This is a genomic window from Sulfitobacter sp. PS-8MA, assembly GCF_040933935.1.
Lineage (GTDB): Bacteria > Pseudomonadota > Alphaproteobacteria > Rhodobacterales > Rhodobacteraceae > Sulfitobacter.
This window is the reverse complement of sequence record NZ_JBFQYJ010000007.1, coordinates 13,144-33,638: the sequence shown is the minus strand read 5'-3', so window position 1 is coordinate 33,638 and position 20,495 is coordinate 13,144. Positions and strand designations below refer to the sequence as shown.

The following is a 20,495-nucleotide window of genomic DNA, read 5'->3' as shown; positions in this document are numbered from 1 at the left end:
TAAGCACCCGTCCGAAGGTGGGGCTGACAGGGGGACGATATGTCAGAGAAGGACCAGCAAAAGGCCGCCGCCGTCGAGACTGCTGCGACCGGTGACCGCGGCGGATTGAGCCAGGCGGAACTGGACGAACTTGTCGCTTCTTCTGATACAGGTGGCCGCTCCGTTGCCGGTTTCATGGGCACCCTGCTGCTGCTGGTCGCGCTGGCGTGGTCCCTGTTTCAACTCTACATCGCCTCGCCTTTCGGTCTGTTCAACGACACGCTGGCCCGCTCCATTCACCTGGGCTTTGCCGTTTTTCTGGGCATTATGGTCTTTCCGGCCGCGCGCACCGGTTTTCAAATCGCCCTTGGGGTGATCGTCCCCATCGTGCTCGCCGCGCTTTTCATGGCCAGTACCAAGGATTCAACCGCGATCTGGTGGATCCCGATCCCGGCGGCTTTTGTCATCGCGACGGTGCTGCTCGGCTCGCCCAAGAACCGGATTCCGATCTGGGAATGGGCCTTGGCCCTCGTCGGCACCTTTTGTGCGCTTTACCTCTTTATCTTTTACCGCGACATCGCCAACCGCGTCGGCGCGCCGATCCTGCCTGATTATATCGCGGGGGTTACCGGGCTGTTAATCCTGCTCGAAGCCACCCGACGGGCGCTTGGGCCCGCGCTGATGATCGTGGCGAGCGTCTTTCTCTTCTACACCGTGCTCGGCCCCTATATGCCCAGCATCATCGCGCATAAGGGCAACAGCCTGAGCGAGATCGTCAACCACCAGTGGATCACCACCGAAGGCGTCTTTGGCATCGCGCTTGGCGTCTCGACCTCTTTTGTGTTCCTCTTCGTGCTCTTCGGTTCGCTTCTCGACCGGGCTGGCGCGGGCAATTACTTCATCCAAGTCGCCTTTAGCCTCATGGGCCATATGCGTGGCGGCCCGGCCAAGGCGGCGGTTGTGGCCTCGGCGATGACCGGTCTGATCTCGGGCTCGTCGATTGCCAATGTGGTGACCACCGGCACCTTTACCATTCCGCTGATGAAAAAGGTCGGCTTCTCCAGCGAAAAGGCGGGGGCGGTCGAAGTGGCCTCATCCGTCAACGGCCAGATCATGCCGCCGGTGATGGGGGCTGCGGCCTTCCTCATGGTCGAATATGTCGGCATCCCCTATTTCGACGTGGTCAAACACGCCTTCCTACCGGCGGTGATCTCCTACATCGCGCTGGTCTATATCGTGCATCTTGAGGCGATGAAGGCCGGGATGCAGGGTCTGCCGCGCGCCTATACCCCGAAGCCACTGGTGCAGCAGCTCATTGGCATCGCCTTTGCGATTATCGCGATCTGCGCGCTGTCCTTTGCCGTCTACTACCTGATGGGCTGGATCCGCCCCGCCTTCCCCGAAACAGCGGGCTATATCATCTTTGTCTTCCTTACCGCCGTCTATGTCGGGCTGCTCTATGTGGCGAGCAAAGAAGAGCCGCTGAAGCTGGACGACCCGAACGCCGAGGTGACGTCCCTGCCGATGCCCGGCCCGACCGCACGGTCCGGCTTGCATTTCATCCTGCCGGTGGTCGTGCTGGTCTGGGCGCTGATGGTGGACCGGCTGTCGCCCGGGCTCTCGGCCTTCTGGGCGGCGGCCTATATGATCTTCATCCTGCTGACACAGCGCCCGCTGATGGCGATGTTCCGGGGCGAGAGCCAGTTTGTGAACGATGTAAAAGCCGGTGTGCTTGACCTGATCGACGGGCTGGTCACCGGCGCGCGCAATATGATCGGGATCGGCATCGCCACGGCGACCGCGGGCATCATCGTCGGCGCAGTGAGCCAGACCGGCGTCGGCTCGGCACTGGCGGATGTGGTCGAGGTGCTCTCGGGCGGCAATATCCTCGCGATCCTGTTCCTCACCGCGATCCTGTCGCTGATCCTTGGCATGGGCTTGCCGACCACGGCGAACTATATCGTCGTCTCGGCGCTGTTGGCGCCGGTGATCGTGACGCTGGGCCAGCAGAACGGGCTGATCGTGCCGCTGATCGCGGTGCATCTCTTTGTGTTCTATTTTGGCATCATGGCCGATGTGACCCCGCCGGTCGGCTTGGCCAGTTTCGCCGCCGCCGCGGTCTCGGGCGGTGATCCGATCCGCACCGGCCTCGTCGCCTTTTTCTACTCCCTGCGCACCGCGGCGCTGCCCTTCCTGTTCATCTTCAACACCGAGCTTTTGCTGATCGGCGTCGGCTGGGGGCAGGGGCTGTTCATCTTCGTGGTGGCGACGGTGGCGATGCTGCTCTTTGCGGCGGCGACCCAAGGCTGGTTTTTGGCCCGCAACCGTTTCTATGAGACCATCGCGCTTTTGCTCATCGCCTTTACCCTGTTCCGTCCGGGTTTCTGGATGGACATGGTCTATCCGCCCTATAGCGAGGAAGCTCCGACCGAGATCGTGCAGGCGGCAGAGGAAACCCCGGCGGGCGAACGCCTTCGGCTGCGCGTCGCGGGTGTGAATGATCTGGGCGATCCGCTGGAGTTCGTGGCGCTGCTGCCCATCGGCGCGGGCGAGACCGGGGCCGAGAAGCTCGAAGCCGCCGGCCTGATGTTCCGCGAGGATGGCGACAGGATGATCATCGACGATGTGGTCTATGACAGCCCCGCGCAGGGCGCCGGCCTTGATTGGGACCAAGAGGTGCTGCGCGTGCTGAAACCGGTGCCGCAGCCCAGCAAATACTGGATGTTCATCCCCGCTCTGCTGTTGCTGGCACTGGTCGTCTTCCTGCAACGGGGCCGTGCTGCGCGTGACGCCCGCAAGCCCGTGACAGCCTGAGGAGCGCGCGCCATGTTTGACAATATCCTGCTGACGGTTGATCTGAGCGACCCGAAATCATGGGAGAAAGCGCTGCCGCAGGCGATCGATATGATCCGCCTGTCCAAGGGAACGCTGCATATCCTGTCGGTCGTGCCGGACATGGGCACGCCATTGGTCGAAGGGTTCTTTCCGGCAGATTACGAGAAACAGGCCACAAGCCGGGCGGCGAAGGAACTGGAAAAACTGGTCGAGCGCGAAGTGCCTGATGACATAAAGGTGAAGCAACACCTGAAATTCGGCAAGATTCACCGCGAGGCGCTAAAAACCATAAAGAAATCAAATGCCGATCTGGTGGTCATGGGCTCTGAGCACCCCGACAGCCTGCGCGAATTCCTGGTTGGCTCCAACGCTGACCGGATCGTGCGTCGTTCGCCTGTTTCCGTTCTGGTCGTGAGGGCGTAAGACACGTGGATCGCGGAGATAGGCAGGGAAATGGTCCATTGCGCCGCGGTGTTCGGAGTATTCACGCATGACCCCCTTCGCGATTGCCGGCGTGCAGATGTACGTCAATGCCTTGCAGCCCAATGTCGACGGCATGATCCAGCGCCTCGACATCCTGATGGCGCGTTTCCCTTGGACCCAGATGGTGCTGTTTTCGGAACTCGCCCCCTTTGGCCCGCTGGACCGTTTCGCCCTGCCGCCCGAGAATGAGACGATTGAGGCTTTCCAGGCCGCCGCCCGCAAACACCGGGTCTGGCTGATCCCCGGCTCGATGTTTCTGAAACATCCCGAGGATGGCCGCGTCTACAACACCTCGGTCGTGATCAACCCCGAAGGCGAAGTGGTGCGCCGCTATGCCAAGATGTTCCCCTTCCGGCCCTATGAGGCGGGGATCGCGGCGGGCAATGAGTTCTGCATTTTCGACGTGCCGGATGTGGGCCGCTTTGGCCTGTCGATCTGCTATGACATGTGGTTCCCCGAGACCACGCGGCAGCTGACCTCTCAGGGGGTCGAAGTGCTGTTGCACCCGGTGCTGACCGGCACCACCGACCGCGATGCCGAGCTTGCCATCGCGCGGGCCACGGCGGCGCAGTTCCAATGCTATATCTTTGATGTGAACGGCCTTGGCGCGGGCGGCGTGGGCAAATCCTGTGTCGTCGATCCGACCTCGATGGTCCTGCACCAGTCGGCGGGGCAAGAGGACATGTTCCCGATCGAGATTGATCTCAACATGGTCCGCCGGCAGCGTGAGACGGGCATGAAGGGGCTGGGGCAACTGCTCAAATCCTTCCGCGACCGCCCGACCGATTTCCCGGTCTATGACCGGGACAGCGGCGCGGATGCCTATCTCCATACGCTTGGACCGCTCGAAATTCCGCAGCAGGGCAGCCGGGCCGGTCTGCATGTCGATTTGCCGGGCCAACAGGTGCCTGCCGAAATCCCCACATACAAAGGCAAGAACGGTTTCCCGCCAGAACCGCTTGCCAGCCCCACCGCCGGCACCGCGCCGGAAGTGGCGCAGGCGCCGAAGCCTGCGGCACCCGCTGCGGCCATGCCGGACCCACAGACAACGCCCGATACGCCCGGGCTGAAGGAAAATACCAGCGGCTAGGCCGGGGTGAGGGTCGCGCAAGGCGCTACCTGAAGCATCGGTCGGCCCTCCAGCAGAGGACGACTGATGCATTCTATGAACGACTATTCCTCGGCCATTCAACTGCGCTCTGACCGGTGGAGCGCGCTGCGCGCCGCCGCCGCTGCCATGTCGCGCGACCCAAAGGGCAAGGCCGCGGCGCAGGTGCGCCAGGAAATCGAAGCGCTGTTTGACTCGCTGGCGCTGATCGAGCCCTATTGGGCCTTCCCCGGCATGAGCGCCTTTGACCACATGCGCCGCCAGTATGCCCATGGCAATTATGAAGATCTGGCCTTTGCCGTGAACCGGGTGACCCGGGCGCTGACCACCGGGGCCTATCGCCGCCGCACGATCCCGCTGGAACGCGACAGCCTTGACCAGGACGAACATGACGACGAGGCGATGCAGCCGCCCGAAGCGCGCGCCTTGGCGAAACCCTATTTCGAAGTGCTCATCGTCGACAATGTGAACGAGCATCAGGAGCGTTGGCTGCGCAATAACGTGAGCCGCATGCGCCGCACCGAAGACCCGTTTATCTATGAGGCGGTGGTGGTGCCGAGCCTTGAAGACGCGCTGATCGCGGTCTTGTTCAACCACAATATCCAAGCCATCGTGGTGCGCCCCGGCCTGTCCTTGAAATCGAAAGTGGATCAGTCGATCCTGACCCGCTACCTCGCCCGTGCCGGGGGCCGGGATGAGATCGACGCCTTGCAACCCGAAAGCTATGGCCCCGAACTTTGCCGCATGATCGCCAAGGTGCGCCCGGAACTCGACGCCTATCTGGTGACCGAACGTTCGGTTGAGGAAATTGCGGGCCTTGATCTGGGGATTTGCCGGCGGGTTTTCTACAACCAAGAAGACTTTATGGAGTTGCACCTCAACATCCTGAGGGGCGTGCAGGCGCGGGCCAAATCGCCCTTTTTCACTGCGCTGGTGGAATATTCCAAACAACCCACCGGGGTTTTCCACGCGATGCCAATCAGCCGCGGCAAGTCGATCACCCGCAGCCATTGGATTCAGGACATGGGGGCGTTTTACGGCCCTAACATCTTCCTGGCCGAGACCTCGGCGACCTCGGGCGGGCTCGACAGCCTGTTGGAGCCGAGCGGTCCGATCAAGGAGGCGCAGGAACTCGCGAGCCGGGCCTTCGGCTCTAAACAGACGTTTTTCGCCACCAACGGCACCTCGACCTGCAACAAGATCGTGGTGCAGGCGCTGGTCCGGCCCGGGGATATCGTCTTAGTCGACCGTGACTGCCACAAGAGCCACCACTACGGCATGGTGCTGGCCGGCGCGCAGGTGAGCTACCTCGACAGCTATCCGCTCAACGAATACTCGATGTATGGCGCGGTGCCGCTGCGCGAGATCAAGCATCGGCTGCTGGAGTTGAAGGCCGCAGGAAAGCTCGACCGCGTGCGGATGCTTCTGCTGACCAACTGCACCTTCGACGGGCTGGTCTATAACGTCGAACGGGTGATGGAGGAATGTCTGGCGATCAAGCCTGACCTCATCTTCCTCTGGGATGAGGCCTGGTTCGCTTTCGCCCGGTTTAGTCCCACATATCGTCAGCGCACCGCGATGAACGCGGCCAATCTGCTGCGTGAAAAGTTCAAGTCCGAAGCCCATGCCGACGCCTATCAGGCGCAGCAGAAAACGTTGAAAGAGGCGGATGATGAGACCCTGCTGAACACACGTCTGATCCCCCCGCCGCAGGCGCGGGTGCGGGCCTATGCTACGCAATCGACCCACAAGACGCTGACCTCCCTGCGGCAAGGCTCGATGATCCACGTCAATGATCAGGATTTCAAAGGCGAGGTCGAGCAAAGCTTCCACGAAGCCTATATGACCCATACTTCCACCTCGCCGAACTACCAGATCATCGCCTCGCTCGATGTCGGGCGGCGTCAGGTCGAACTCGAAGGCTTCGAGTTCGTGCAGCGGCAGGTCGAAGCGGCGATGTCGATGCGCCGGGCGATCAGCGAACATCCCCTGCTGCGCAAATACTTCAAAGTGCTCTCCGCCGGGGACATGATCCCCGAACAGCACCGCGAAAGCGGCGTCACCAGCTACTACGATGTCGAGCAAGGCTGGACCGACATGTGGGATTGTTGGGAGCAGGATGAGTTTGTCCTCGACGCCACCCGCGTGACCCTCGCCGTGGGCGGCACGGGCTGGGACGGCGATACCTTCAAGACCCAGATCCTGATGGATAAATACGGCATCCAGATCAACAAGACCTCGCGCAATACCGTGCTCTTCATGACCAATATTGGCACCACGCGCTCCTCGGTGGCCTATCTGATCGAGGTGCTGGTCGAGATCGCCAATTCGCTTGATGATCTTTTGGATGACGCCAGCCGGATGGAACGTCTGTCATTTGACCGCCGCGTCACCAATCTGATGGAACATTACCCCCCGCTGCCGGATTTCAGTTGCTTCCACGACGCCTTTCGCGCCGCGGGCACGCCCGAGGGGGACATCCGCACCGCCTTTTTCCTCGCCTATGATGAGAAGAACTGCGACTACCTCGACCTCAACGGCTCGCTGCAAGAGGCGATGGACGCGGGCGATACCGTGGTCTCGGCCAGTTTCATCATCCCCTATCCGCCCGGCTTTCCGATCCTTGTCCCCGGACAGGTCGTCAGTCAGGGAATTCTCGATTTCATGCGTGCCTTGGACGTGAGCGAGATCCACGGATACCGGCCCGATCTGGGCCTGCGTGTCTTTACCTCTGAGGCGCTTAACCGCGTGCGCGGCAAAGATCTTTCTTCTTCACCCGTTTGACCAAAAGGACCTACGACATGGCAACAGTACTCAAGAATATCTCTGAAATCCGCCGGTTCTTTCACCGAAACGAAGACCCTGTCTATTTCATCTCGGCCACCAATTTTAACCTGTTGGGCCTGGATGAATGGGTGAAGAACTTCAAATATATCTGCTATATCGACTGCTACGGCGGCAAGCACCCCAACGTCTTTTGCCCTTCGGAACAGCCCCATGCGGAGTTCCAGAGCATTGAGGACATCAACAACTACCTGTTGCAGCACAAGGAGGTCATCGACTTCATCAAGCGGCGCGGCGGCAAGCCCAAGTTCGTCTTTCTGATGTTCGACGAAGAGACCGAGCGTCTCAGCAAAGAGTTGGGCGCCGAGGTCTGGTTCCCGAAGGCGAAACTGCGCCAGTCGATGGACAATAAGATCGAAACTGTGCGCATCGGCAACAAGGCCGGCGTGCCTTCCGTGCCCAATACGTTGAGCGAGGTGGAAAGCTACGAGCATCTGCGCGAGATCTGCGAGAAGGCGGGTCTCGGCCATGACCTCGTGCTGCAATCGGCCTATGGGGACAGCGGCCACACCACTTTCTTCATCAAATCCGAGGCCGATTTCCGCCGGCATGAGAGCGAGATCATCGGTGAGGGTGAGATCAAGATCATGAAGCGGATCGACTGTCGCGGTGCCGCGATTGAAGCCTGCGCCACCAAGGAAGGCACCATCGTCGGCCCGCTGATGACCGAGCTTGTCGGCTTCAAGGAGCTGACCCCCTATCGCGGCGGCTGGTGTGGCAATGAAATCCTCGCCACCGCCTTCCCGCCCAAGGTCCGCGAGAGGGCGCGTGACCTGACCTTCAAATTCGGGGAACAGCTGCGCAAGGAAGGCTATCGGGGCTATTTCGAGCTGGATTTCCTGATCGACAAGAAGACCGGCGACCTCTGGCTGGGCGAGCTGAACCCGCGCATCACCGGCGCAAGCTCCATGACCAACCACGCCGCCTTTGCCCATGCCGATGCGCCGCTGTTCCTGTTCCACCTGCTGGAGTTCAGCCGCAAGAAGTTCAACCTCGACGTCGATGAGCTGAACGCCCGCTGGGCCGATCCGGAGAATATCGACGGTTGGAGCCAGATGGTCATCAAACACACCGATGACAGTGTCGACATCTGCACCGAAGCGCCCGAGACCGGCATCTACAAGATGAAGGAAGACGGAAGCGTGGTCTTTGACCGCTTCGATTACCACCGCCGCGCGGTGGAGAGCGAGAACGAAGCCTTCTTCCTGCGCATCCTGCAACCGGGCGATTATCGCTATGAAGGGGCCGATATTGGCATCCTTGTGACGCGGGGTCGGTCGATGACCAAGTCTTTCCAGTTGAATGAGCGCGCGAAAAAGTGGATTCACGGGATCAAACGCAGCGTGGGCGGCAAACCCATCCCCTCTGCTTCTGCCGGCCCGGAGTTTTCGGACCCGGCGTTCAAGATCCTGTAGCAAGATGAAAGGCCGCGATGTATTGGCGCGCATTGTCCGAAGACCAGCCCGGCCCCAAATGGGCCGGTCTCTTCGCGGCCTATTGGCCCGACTACCATGCGTGGTGGCTCAAGGAAGGGGAGGCCGCGCGCCCGACCTATGCCCAATGCCGCCGCGCACTGACCGAACATATGCCCGAGATGCTGCCGCTTTATGACAAGCTCTGCGCTCTGGCAGGCGGCGGCGATCATGCAGCGCGGTTTCTGAGCTTCTACTGCCCGCCGCCCTATCTCTCGGCCTGTAGTCAGGCGATCTGGGCGGGCAAGGAGCCGGTCATGGTGCGCAACTATGACTATAGTCCGAAATCCTTTGACGCGATGGTGCTGCGCAGCAAGTGGCAGGGGCGGCGGGTCATGGGCACATCGGACGGGCTTTGGGGGCTGGTCGATGGGGTGAATGATGCGGGTCTGGCGATCTCGCTCACCTTTGGCGGGCGGCGTGTGGTGGGCGAAGGCTTTGGCGTGCCGCTGATCCTGCGCTATGTCTTGCAGACCTGCGAGACCACCGAAGAGGCGAGCGCCGTGCTGGCCCGCGTGCCGACACATATGAGCTACAATGTCACCGTGCTTGACCGCAAACGCAACTACATCACCGCCATGATGGCCCCGGACCGGCCTGCGGTCATTACCCGCGCCGCGGTGGCCACGAACCACCAGGAAAACGTAGAATGGGTCAGCCACGCCCGCTTTACCGCGACGGTTGAGCGCGAGCGCTATCTGCTGCAGCGTCTGCGCCTGCACCGCGACCCGGAGGAGAAGTTCATCAACGCCTTCCTGAAGCCCCCGCTCTATTCCACCGCCTTCAATGCGGGCTTTGGCACGCTTTACACGGCGGTGTACCGGCCCCGGAAACGCCAGATGGAACTGCGCTGGCCGGGAACGATCTGGTCGCTGTCGCTTGCCAATTTCAGTGAAGGGGTGCGGGAAGTGCTCGTTCCGGGGGCGGCATGAGCGGGGGCGCGCGGCAAGGGCCACTGGCCTCGTTAAAGGTCATCGAGTTTTCCGGCCTTGGCCCCGCGCCGCTGGCGGGGCAGCTGCTGGCGGATATGGGGGCCGATGTCATCACGGTGGACCGCAAAGCCGCCCCCGCCGATCCGACAGAGATCAACCGCCGCGGCAAGCGCTCGGTGGTGCTGGATCTGAAATCGGCATCGGGCATCAAGGCCGCCAAAGAGTTGATTGCCTCTTGTGACGTGCTGATCGAAGGCTTTCGCCCCGGCGTGATGGAGCGGCTCGGCCTCGGCCCGGACACTTGCCCGGAGACGGTGATCTATGGCCGCATGACAGGCTGGGGCCAGACCGGACCCTGGGCGCAGCGGGCGGGGCATGACATCAACTACCTCGCGCTGACCGGTGCGCTTCATGCGATGGGGTCCAAAGACGCGCCGCCGGTGCCGCCGCTGAATATGGTGGCGGACTATGGCGGCGGCACGATGTTTTTGTTGTTCGGCATTCTTTCGGCGGTGATCGAGCGCGGCGTCACGGGCAAGGGTCAGACCGTCGATGCGGCGATGGTCGACGGTGTGCCGGCGATGATGGGGCTGATCCATGGGATGCTGGCGCAGGGCGCGTGGACAGAGGCACGGGCGTCCAATTGGCTTGATGGGGCGGCGCCGTTTTACCGCTGTTACACTTGCGCCGACGGGAAGTTCATCGCGGTGGGGGCCTTGGAGCCGCAGTTCTATGCGCTCTTGCTTGAGAAGCTGGACCTGCCGGCGGACTACCTCAGCAGCCAAAATGACACGGCCACTTGGCCCGCGCGACGCGCGGAGTTTGCCGCACTTTTCGCCACCCGCACGCGGGACGCATGGGCGGCGCATTTTGACGGCAGCGATGCCTGTGTCGCCCCTGTCCTGAGCTTTTCCGAAGCGCCAGATCATCCGCAGATGGCCGCCCGGCGCAATCTGGTCGCGCCGCAGGGGGTGCTGCAATCGGGGCGGGCGCCACGCTTTGGCGATGAAATGCCACAGATGCCCAGGCCCCCGCGTGCGGTTGGGGCCGATACCGACGAGGTGCTGGCCGAGATCGGCCTGTCGACCGACGATCTGACATAAAACGCCCCCGGCGAGCCTGCCGGGGGCGGTCACTTTCTCAAAGCCAAGCGGGTTACGCCGCTGCGCGGTCGTGCTTGCCCTCTTCGATTTCCTCGACGATCTTGGCGACGAAAGCATCCAGGTCTTCGGGCGAGCGGCTGGTCACGATGCCTTGGTCGGCCACCACTTCGCTGTCTTCGTAATGCGCGCCGGCGTTTTTCACATCCGTCGCGATGGAGCTAAAGCAGGTCGCCTTGCGGCCTTCGATGACACCCGCTTCGATCAGCAGCCATGGGGCGTGGCAAATGGCGGCCACGGTCTTGCCGCTGTCGTGGAATTTGCGGATCAGCGCCACGGCGTCTTTGTTCACCCGCAGCAGGTCAGGGTTGATCTGGCCGCCGGGCAGGACGATGGCGTGATAGTCCTCGATGTTTACATCTGGCAGGGCAAGATCGGCGGCGATGCTGTTGCCCCAATCGTCCTTGTCCCAACCTTTGATCTCATTGCCCTCGGGGCTCGCCACATGCACCGTGGCGCCACGGTCCCGCAGGTCGTTCAGCGGCTTTTCCAACTCGGATTGCTCAAAGCCGTCGGTGGCAAGAATCAGGATTTTCGCAGTGTTGATATCGGTCATTGCTGTCTCCTTTCGCGTCTTCTCTGGATCAACGACCGCTTGGTCTTCGTGTTCCACCGCGCCTAGCCGACCCGCGGGAAGCCGCCGCCGGGCGGGGTGACAATGCGGTGAGAGGGCGTGAATAATAGTGGCCTTTTGGGCCGCGCATCATATATCCCGAAGCAATGGATCATGCCGCTATTTCCCTTGCAGACCTGCCCTTGGATGAGCTGATCGTTTGTCCGCAATGCGATGCCACTTACCGGCTGCGGCGGCCTGCCCATGGCCAGCGCGCGGTTTGCAGCCGCTGTCATACGACCCTCATCAATCACCGACGCAATGCGGGGCTGCAGATTATCGCGGTGTCGGTTGCGGTTTTGGTGTTGATCATCGGCGCGACCGTCTTTCCCTTCCTGCGGATTGACGCGGCAGGCACCAGCAACGCCGTGTCGGTGCTGGACGCGGCGCTGGCCTTTGGCGGGCCGATGATCCTGCTGTCGCTGGCAACGGCGGCCCTGATCGTCTTTATCCCGCTGCTTCGGGTGGTGCTCACCCTCTATGTCCTGATCCCCATCGTTTTGGACCGCCCCCCCGCGCGGCATGCCGTGCCCGCCTTTCGCCTCTCCGAAGGGTTGCGGCCCTGGTCCATGGCCGAGGTTTTCGCGATCGGCTGTGCCGTGGCTTTGGTCAAGGTGGCGGATTTGGCGGATGTCGAATTTGGCCCGGCGTTCTATATGTTCGGGGCATTGGTGGTGCTGGTCATCGCGCAGGACAGATTTTTGTGTAAATGGTCAGTATGGCACTCTCTGGAACATCCGAAAAAATCGTAAGCGCGCGTGAGCTGGGCCTCGTTGCCTGCACGCGCTGCACCAAGCCTTGGCCGATGGGCACGGCGGTCTGCGGGCGCTGTGGGCACCGTCTGGCCTCGCGCGACCGGCTAAGCCTGCAACGGGTCTGGGCGTTCTGGACCGTGGGGCTGATGTGCTACATCCCGGCCAATATCTACCCGATGCTGAAGACCCGCACCCTGTTTCAGGTCGATGAAAGCACGATCATCGGCGGGGCGGTCGAATTGGCGCAATATGGCAACTGGGGGATCGCCTTTATCATCCTGTTCGCCTCGGTCGCCATTCCCTTGGGCAAGTTCTTTGCCGTGGCCTATCTGGCGCTTAGCGTGCAATGGGGCTGGGTGACGTCGCAACGTCAGCGTCATTACCTTTATGAAGTGGTCGAGTATATCGGCCGCTGGTCGATGATCGACATCTTTGTGGTTGCGATTTTGTCATCTCTGGTGCAACTCAAGACACTGGCATCCATCAATCCGGGAGCTGCGAGCATCTTTTTCGCCCTCTCTGTGATCTTTACCATGTTGGCTGCACAAGCGTTTGACTCCCGCATGATCTGGGATGCACACGCCAAGGACGAAGGCCCGAACCGCAATGACTGAAACGCCTCCCGACGTGCCAATCTCGCCCGCACGCAAGATGTTCCTCAGCGGGGCGTCGGTGATCTGGGTCATTCCGATCCTGGCCTTGATCGTGGCCCTCTTCGTGGCCTACCGCTCCTATGCGGAACGTGGGCCGGTCATTGTCGTGGAATTTGAGAATGGCGCCGGTGTGGCCGCAGGCGAGACCGAGTTGCGGTTTCGGGATGTGACCGTTGGGGTGGTCGAAAAGGTTGGCTTTACCAGTGGCTTGGACAAGGTCACCGCACATATCCGCGTCGAGAAAGACGTGGCCCCCTATATCGACAGCGGCGCGGTCTTTTGGGTCGTGCAGCCCAAGGTGACCGCGCAGGGCATCACCGGGCTGAGCACCGTATTGAGCGGGGTCTATATCGAAGGCGCGTGGGACCGTCAGGTCGGCCCGGTGGCGACCCGGTTTCAGGGTGCCTCTACCGAGCCTTTGATCCGGCCGGGGCAGGGCGGGCTTGAAATCGCTTTCCGCTCCACGGCCAATGGCGATCTGACCGACAATGCGCCGATCCTCTACCGGGGGATCGAAGTGGGCCGGGTCGGCTATGCCAAGATCGCGCCGCAGGGGAATTATGCCATTGTCGAAGCGATCATCTTTGAAGAGCATCGCGGCCTGATCAACGAGTCTACGCGCTTTTGGGATGCCTCGGGCTTCAGTGTGAACATCGGCCCGGCGGGGGCTGAGATCGATTTCTCCTCTCTCGCGACACTCGTGGGGGGCGGCATCACCTTTGACACTTTCGTGTCGGGCGGGGCGCCGGTTTCTGATGGCACGGTGTTTGAGATCTACCCCGACAAAGAGACCGCGCGGAATTCTGTTTTCAACGCCTCCGAAGTCGATCCCTTGAAGTTGAGCGTGGTGTTCGACGACAATATCTCTGGCCTCATCGTGGGGGCGCCGGTGGAGTTGAGCGGGCTTGAAATTGGCGAGGTCGACACGCTTTCGGGTCTGGTGGACCGCGAGCGCTTTGGCGACAGCCGGGTTCGGCTGAACGCGATCCTGTCGATCCAGCCCGCGCATCTGGGCCTGCGCGGTGACGTGACCGCCGAGGCCGCGCTCGCCTTCTTGAAGGAACGGGTCGCCGATGGGCTGCGGGCGCGGCTGGCCTCTGCCAGTCTGCTGACCGGCGGGCTCAAGGTCGAGATGGTCATCGTCGATGATGCGGAAGAGGCGGCGTTGGAGGAGACCGAGAACGGTCTTGTCGTGATGCCCACCACCGAAAGCGATGTCTCTGACGCGGCAGCGACGGTCGAGGGTGTCTTTACCCGGATCAACAGCCTGCCGATCGAAGAGCTGCTCAGCAGCGCGATTTCCCTGATGAATTCCGCCGAGGTCTTTATCTCTGACGACGACCTGCGGGAAACGCCACAGGATGTGCGGGCGCTGATCGGCGAGTTGACGGGGCTGGTGTCGTCGGAAGACGTGCAAAACGTGCCGGTTGCGCTGAACGCGACTTTGACAAAGGTCGAAAGCCTCGTGGCGCAGCTTGAGAAAGAGCGGATCGTCGACCGTTTGGGCGGCGCGCTCGAAGGCGTGGCGGAGGCAGCGGAATCGGTGTCCTCCTCGGTGCAGGGCGTGCCGGAGCTGGTCGAGCAGATACAGGCGGTCGCTGCCAAGGCGGAAACGCTTGAGGTGGAGGAACTGGTCGTCGCGCTGACAGAGCTTACCGAATCCGCCGAAGCCGTGATCGGCACCGAGGATGCGGTGGCCTTGCCCGGCTCCTTGAAACGCGCGCTCGATGAGGTGAACCGCACCTTGGAAGAACTGCGCGAAGGCGGGGCGGTCGAGAATGTGAACCGGACGCTGGCCTCGGCCCGCAATGCGGCAGACAATATCGCGCTTTCGGCCAAGGACCTGCCGCAGGTCGTGACCCGCCTTACCGGGCTGTTCACACAGGCGGGCCAGGCGATCGAAGGCTATGACAAAGGTGAACAGCTGAGCCGGAGCGCCGAACGCACCCTGCGCGAGATCCAGAAGGCCGCCGAGGCTCTTGCATCTTTGGCGCGGACCATTGAACGTAACCCCAATTCGCTCTTGCTGGGACGGTAACGCATGACTGCTGCAAAAACCTTCATCACGCTGGGCTTGCTGGCGCTGCTTAGTGCCTGCGGGACCAATGCCGAACGCTTTACCGTGCGGGCGCCGGAGGTGAGCGAGAAAACCTCTATCGCCTTCACCTCGGTCGAGGTGCGCGACGTGTCGCTGCCGACCTATGCCGCAGCCGAGGAAATCGCGCTGCAACTGGCCGACGGCAGGCTGATCACCTCGACCGAGGTGCTCTGGGCCGATGCCCCCGAACGCGCGGTTGCGCTGGAGTTGAGCCAGAACCTCGCACGGTTGACCGGACGGCGCATTGCCTCTGAACCTTGGCCCTTTGAAGCTTTCCCCGAAGCGCGGTTGGAAGTGCGGTTTGCCGAACTCGTCGCCACCGAAGCCGGCGCATTCCGCGCCTCGGGCCAGTATTTCGTGGCCGTAACCGATGACCGGCGCGAGCGGTCGGGCCTGTTTGAGCTTAGCGTGCCGTTCGATCCCGAAGGCGGCCCGACGGCAATCGCGGCGGCGCGGGGGCGGTTGGTTCTGGATCTGGCCCGCTACATCGCGCGCAACGGTCTTAAGTAGCCCCTACAGCAGAAAGCTTCCCGCCGGGCGGGAATTGTCACCGAATTGTGTGTTCAAACTGTTCAGAAATATCTGAACGCCCTTGATGTGAGGGAGGCGGTGGCTATCTACCGACAACGCTTTAACATCAAGGTGGGCCTGTCGAATGGATACTGAACAACAGCTTGCGCAATTGCGGGACGAGTTCATTGCCCGCATGGGGGTGGTTGCCGCCAATGATGGCATGCCGCGGATGTCGGGGCAGGTTTTTGCCATGCTGGTCTTCGAGGGCGAAGAGGTGGCCTTTGGCGATCTTGCGAAGAACCTATCGGTAAGCCGGGCCACCATCAGCACCTCGATCCGCCTGCTGGAAGAGCGCGGGCTGATCCGGCGGATCAACAAGGCCGGTGACCGGCAGGATTACTTTCAACTCGCCGATGATGCCTATGGCGCCATGACCAGATTCGCCTTGGGGGGCACCCGGCGGACCAAATCCGAAATTGACGCGACCATCAGCAAGCTGCCCGATGAGGCCGAGGACGTTCGGGGCCGGCTCGAAGCCTTTTCCGGTTTCTACGAAGCCATCAGCGCCGCGCTCGAAGATGCCGCGACCCGGGTGAGCAAACCCAAGACATGACACCGCGCGGGGCTGAGGCTTCTGCGGTCACGGAGATCGAACAATGAATGAGACCCCCTCTGACGAGCGCCAAACGCTCGATTTCGAAAGCGACGCCGGGTCCGGTCGGTCCAAATTCGTGGCCGGTGGGATTGCGGTGTTGATCGCGCTGTGGATGGGCAGCGGCTATGTCATGCCCTCCGAAGAGGAAGCCCCGGCAGAGGTCGGACCGATCACCCCCTCTGCGGTGACCGTCGCCGTGCGCGGCTCTGCGGCCGAGGAGGTCGCGCAGGTGTTTGTCGTCGAGGGGCAAGCCCTGCCGGACCGGGACACGCAGGTTCGTGCCGAAGCGGGGGGCGAGATCGCCGAGGTACTGGTCACCAAAGGGGACGAACTTGCCGGGGGAGACCTGATCGCGCGGATCAGCACCACGGCCCGCGAATCCGATCTGGCCCGCGCTCAGGAAGAGTTGAACCGCGCCCAGCGGGAATATGACAACGCCGAAGCCCTGCTGGACCGCGGGGTTTCGACCGTCGACCGGGTGAGCGAAGCGCGGGCGACATTGGCGGCGGCACGCTCTGCCGTGACCTCTGCCGAAGAGGCGCTGCGGAACACCGAAATCCGCGCCCCCTTTGCGGGTCGGTTGGAAGAGCTGGACATTTCTGCCGGTGAGTTTGTCTCTGTCGGCGAGGATATCGCCCGGTTGGTGGACAATACGCCGCTGACCATCCGGGTGCAAATTCCGCAGCAGTCTCTCAAGGATATCGAAGTCGGCGAGACCGCCGATGTGTTCTTTATCACCGATGTCGAGGCGCAGGGCGTGGTCAAGTTTGTCTCCAGCAGCGCCAGCGCAGAGACCCGGACATTCGCCGCTGAAATCGAGGTTGCCAATGCCGACGGGGCCATTCCGGCCGGTATCTCTGCCCGGGTGCGCATCCCCACAGGGACCACAAAGGCGCATTTCGTCTCCCCCGCGATCCTGTCGCTGGACACGGACGGCACGCTTGGGGTGAAAACCGTGGATGGCGAGAATAGGGTCGTCTTTAACGAGATCGCCATTGTCCGCGCGCAAACCGATGGGATCTGGATCGCCGGTCTGCCGGATCAAGCCGAAATCATCACCATCGGGCAGGGCTTTGTAAACCACGGCGAAGTGGTGGACCCCCAGCCCGAAAATGGCGCCGAGGATATCCGTGAAGGGCGACTGGCCGCCGGTCTTTCGGGCCGGGCCGCGCCGGAAGGGACCGAAACCGGCAATGGCCAGATCACCGGCAATGCTGAAACCGTTCAGGCGGAGCCGATCGAATGAACGCCCTCATCGAAGCCGCCTTTAGCCGCGCCCGTGTGGTCAATCTGGCATTGATCATGATCCTTGTCGTGGGGGCGCTGGCCTATGTCAGCATCCCCAAGGAAAGTGCGCCGGAAATCCCGATCCCGACCCTTTACGTCTCCACCTCGCTCGATGGTATCTCGCCCGAGGACAGTGAGCGTTTGCTGGTCGAACCGCTCGAAACCGAGCTGAGCGCGCTGACCGGGCTCAAGAAGATCACTTCCAACGGGGCCGAGGGGCATGCCTCTGTCCAGTTGGAGTTTGAGCCGGGTTTCGATGCTGATGAGGCGCTCGATAAAGTGCGCGAGGCGGTGGACCGGGCCAAATCTGACCTGCCCGAAGATGCCACTGATCCCGTCGTGACAGAGATCAATACAGCGCTCTTCCCGATCCTGACCGCGATCCTGTCCGGCCCGGTGCCGGAGCGGACACTCAATGCCATCTCGGAAGAGCTGAAAGACGAGATTGAGGGGCTTCCGGGGGTGCTGGAGGTCGATGTCGGGGGTGAGCGCACGGAACTGCTCGAAGTGCTGATCGATCCCACGGTGTTCGAGACCTACAACATCTCTTTTGAAGAGTTGATTGGCCAGATCAACCGCAACAACCGCCTGATCGCCGCCGGTGCCATCGAAAGCGGTGCCGGACGGTTGGTCTTGAAAGTGCCGGGTCTGATCGAAAACGTTGAAGACGTCATGTCGCTGCCGATCAAGGTGCGGGGCGACACGGTCGTGACCTTCGCGGATGTCGCAACGATCCGCCGCACATTCGAGGACCCGACCGGCTTTGCCCGGATCGACGGCCAGCCCGCGCTGGCGCTTGAGATCAAGAAACGGTCGGGCGCGAATATCATCGAAACCGTCGAAGCCGTCCGCAATCTGATCACCGAGATGCGCAGCGAATGGCCGGACAGCATCACGGTAAAATACACGCAGGATGAATCCGAGCAGGTCGAAAGTATGCTCAGCGATCTGGAAGCGAATGTCATCGCGGCGGTGATCCTTGTGATGATCGTGATCGTCTGGGCCTTGGGCATTCGCTCCGCTCTGCTTGTTGGGCTGGCCATTCCCGGGGCGTTTCTGGCCGGGGTCACAGCCCTTTGGGTGATGGGTTATACGATGAACCTCGTGGTGCTGTTCTCGCTGATCCTCGTGGTGGGGATGCTGGTGGATGGGGCCATTGTCACCACCGAACTGGCCGACCGCCGCCTGCAAGAGGGGCAGTCCCCCAAAGCCGCCTATGCCCATGCCGCCAAGCGTATGGCCTGGCCGATCATCGCCTCCACGGCGACGACGCTGAGCGTGTTCTTTCCGCTGTTATTCTGGTCCGGCACGGTGGGGGAGTTCATGAAATTCCTGCCGATCACGGTGATCCTGACCCTCACGGCGTCTCTTTTCATGGCGCTGGTCTTCATCCCTGTGGTCGGCGGGCTGATCGGCAAGCGGCCGCCGCAGTCGGCCAAGGACAAAGCCACGCTCTATGCCGCCGAACAGGGGGATCCCCGAACGCTCAGCGGCTTTACCGGGCGCTATGTGAAACTGCTGCAATTCGCCATTCTGCGCCCCTGGATGACCTTCTTTGCTGCGATTGCCTTCTTGATCGGGGGCTTCACCGTCTATGGTCAATACGGCAATGGCATCACCTTTTTCCCCAGTGTAGAGCCTGATTTCGCGCAGGTGCAGGTCCGGGCGCAGGATAACTTTTCGATCTATGAGAAGGACGCGCTGGTGCGGCTGGTTGAGCAGCGACTGTTCAAATACGACGAGATCGCCAGCGTCTATGCGCGGACCGGCGGCGGGCGGCAGGACAGCGCGGATCTGATCGGCACCATTCAGGTGGAGTTCATCGACTGGGACAAACGGCGCCCCGCCGCCGTCATCGGCGAAGAAATCCGCGCCGAGATGGCGGCCATTCCGGGGATCAATGTGCAGGTGCAGACAGCATCGAGCGGCCCTTCTCCCGGCAAGCCGATCAATCTGAAGGTGCGCGCCCATGATCCGCAGGTGCAGCAGCAGGTGGTCGAGCAGGTCCGCGAGGCGATGGAGCAGATCGGCGGGTTCACCGATGTGACCGACACCCTCCCCCTGCCGGGGGTGGAATGGCGGATCGCGGTCAACCGCTCCGAAGCGGCGCGGTTCGGGGCCGATATCTCGACCCTGGGGCAGGCTGTGCAACTCCTGACACGCGGCATCACGGTCGCCGATTACCGCCCCGATGACGCGGAAGGCTCGATCGATATCAACGTGCGCTTTCCCTCCGACGAGCGGACGCTGGAAGAGTTGCAATCGCTGCGGGTGCCGACGTCTTCGGGGCTGGTGCCGATTTCGAACTTCGTGACCTTTGAGCCCAGCCCCCGGACCGGGACAATCACCCGTGTCGATCAGCAGCGGGTTGTCACGATTGAGGCGAATGTGGCGCCGGGCGTTTTGGTGAATGACCAGACCGTGGCTCTGCGGGCGGCGATTGATGCGATGGACCTGCCGCCGGGCGTCGAGGCAAGTTTTGCCGGGGAGGCCGAGGACCAGCGGGAATCGATGATCTTCCTGGTCGGTGCCTTTATCACCGCGGTCTTCCTGATGTTCGTGATCCTCGTGATCCAGTTCAACACGTTCTATCAGGCCTTTATCGTCATGTCGGCCATCGTCTTTTCGATCGCGGGGGTGCTGTTTGGCCTGCTGGTCACCGGGCGGCCTTTCGGCATCGTCATGGGCGGGATCGGCGTGATCGCTTTGGCGGGGATCGTGGTGAACAACAATATCGTTCTGATCGACACCTATAACGACCTCAAGAAAGCCGGGCTGTCGCCCTATGAAGCCGCATTGCGCACCGGCGCGCAGCGTTTGCGGCCTGTGGTGCTGACCTCGGTCACCACGGCGCTTGGGCTGATGCCGATGGTGATCGGGCTCAATATCAACTTCTTCACGCGGGAGATCGTCTATGGCGCCCCCTCCACCCAATGGTGGACCGAGCTGAGCTCGGCCATTGCGGGGGGGCTGATCATTGCCACGGTGCTGACCCTGGTGGTGACACCGGCGATGTTGATGCTGGGGGAGAAGAAAGCCGCACGAAACCAGCCGACGCCGCGCGAGGCGGTGCCGGCCAAAGCGTGAGGGACAGGCGATGAAGCCGCG

At 62.0% G+C, this 20,495-nt stretch carries 15 protein-coding genes; 14 read left to right on the top strand and 1 reads right to left on the bottom strand.

The window, feature by feature from the left end:
• Positions 1-39: 39 nt before the first annotated feature.
• From AB4M76_RS13530 to AB4M76_RS13500, 7 genes are all read left to right on the top strand, one after another.
• Positions 40-2,793 (top strand): TRAP transporter permease, encoded by a 2,754-nt coding sequence (locus tag AB4M76_RS13530; RefSeq protein WP_368442466.1) that lies wholly within the window; start codon positions 40-42, stop codon positions 2,791-2,793.
• Positions 2,794-2,805: 12 nt separating this feature from the next.
• Positions 2,806-3,237 (top strand): universal stress protein, encoded by a 432-nt coding sequence (locus AB4M76_RS13525; protein ID WP_368442465.1) that lies wholly within the window; start codon positions 2,806-2,808, stop codon positions 3,235-3,237.
• Positions 3,238-3,304: 67 nt separating this feature from the next.
• Entirely contained in the window at positions 3,305-4,387 is a 1,083-nt protein-coding gene (locus tag AB4M76_RS13520) for a carbon-nitrogen hydrolase family protein (protein ID WP_368442464.1), read from the top strand.
• Positions 4,388-4,453: 66 nt separating this feature from the next.
• A complete protein-coding gene (locus AB4M76_RS13515; RefSeq protein ID WP_368442463.1) occupies positions 4,454-7,189 on the top strand; it encodes an aminotransferase class I/II-fold pyridoxal phosphate-dependent enzyme in 2,736 nt (911 codons plus the stop codon).
• A gap of 17 nt (positions 7,190-7,206) precedes the next feature.
• Positions 7,207-8,664 (top strand): biotin carboxylase, encoded by a 1,458-nt coding sequence (locus AB4M76_RS13510; protein WP_368442462.1) that lies wholly within the window; start codon positions 7,207-7,209, stop codon positions 8,662-8,664.
• Positions 8,665-8,681: 17 nt separating this feature from the next.
• A complete protein-coding gene (locus tag AB4M76_RS13505; RefSeq protein WP_368442461.1) occupies positions 8,682-9,653 on the top strand; it encodes a C45 family autoproteolytic acyltransferase/hydolase in 972 nt (323 codons plus the stop codon).
• A complete protein-coding gene (locus AB4M76_RS13500; RefSeq protein ID WP_368442459.1) occupies positions 9,650-10,756 on the top strand; it encodes a CaiB/BaiF CoA transferase family protein in 1,107 nt (368 codons plus the stop codon). The genes AB4M76_RS13505 and AB4M76_RS13500 overlap by 4 nt, the downstream gene beginning before the upstream one ends.
• A gap of 52 nt (positions 10,757-10,808) precedes the next feature.
• On the opposite strand, the gene AB4M76_RS13495 is transcribed toward AB4M76_RS13500, so the two are convergent.
• Entirely contained in the window at positions 10,809-11,369 is a 561-nt protein-coding gene (locus AB4M76_RS13495; protein ID WP_368442458.1) for a type 1 glutamine amidotransferase domain-containing protein, read from the bottom strand.
• 164 nt (positions 11,370-11,533) lie between these two features.
• Here AB4M76_RS13495 and AB4M76_RS13490 point away from each other — a divergent pair, with 164 nt between their 5' ends.
• The 7 genes from AB4M76_RS13490 to AB4M76_RS13460 all read left to right on the top strand — a co-directional run bounded on the left by AB4M76_RS13490 (position 11,534) and on the right by AB4M76_RS13460 (position 20,474).
• On the top strand, positions 11,534-12,178 hold the full coding sequence (locus tag AB4M76_RS13490; protein WP_368442457.1) for a paraquat-inducible protein A: 645 nt from the start codon (positions 11,534-11,536) through the stop codon (positions 12,176-12,178).
• A gap of 53 nt (positions 12,179-12,231) precedes the next feature.
• The gene (locus tag AB4M76_RS13485; protein ID WP_368442456.1) at positions 12,232-12,795 is read left to right on the top strand and encodes a paraquat-inducible protein A; all 564 of its coding nucleotides are present in this window, start codon (positions 12,232-12,234) and stop codon (positions 12,793-12,795) included.
• Positions 12,788-14,872: an MlaD family protein gene (locus AB4M76_RS13480; RefSeq protein ID WP_368442455.1), complete on the top strand. Its 2,085-nt coding sequence runs from the start codon at positions 12,788-12,790 to the stop codon at positions 14,870-14,872. Before AB4M76_RS13485 ends, AB4M76_RS13480 begins: the two co-directional genes overlap by 8 nt.
• 3 nt (positions 14,873-14,875) lie before the next feature.
• Positions 14,876-15,442 (top strand): membrane integrity-associated transporter subunit PqiC, encoded by a 567-nt coding sequence (locus AB4M76_RS13475; RefSeq protein WP_368442454.1) that lies wholly within the window; start codon positions 14,876-14,878, stop codon positions 15,440-15,442.
• 145 nt (positions 15,443-15,587) lie between these two features.
• Positions 15,588-16,058: a GbsR/MarR family transcriptional regulator gene (locus AB4M76_RS13470; protein ID WP_368442453.1), complete on the top strand. Its 471-nt coding sequence runs from the start codon at positions 15,588-15,590 to the stop codon at positions 16,056-16,058.
• A 43-nt stretch (positions 16,059-16,101) separates the two neighbouring features.
• Positions 16,102-17,346, top strand: coding sequence for an efflux RND transporter periplasmic adaptor subunit (locus tag AB4M76_RS13465; protein WP_368442452.1), 1,245 nt, complete (start codon positions 16,102-16,104; stop codon positions 17,344-17,346).
• On the top strand, positions 17,343-20,474 hold the full coding sequence (locus AB4M76_RS13460) for an efflux RND transporter permease subunit (RefSeq protein ID WP_368442451.1): 3,132 nt from the start codon (positions 17,343-17,345) through the stop codon (positions 20,472-20,474). The genes AB4M76_RS13465 and AB4M76_RS13460 overlap by 4 nt, the downstream gene beginning before the upstream one ends.
• Positions 20,475-20,495 lie beyond the last annotated feature (21 nt).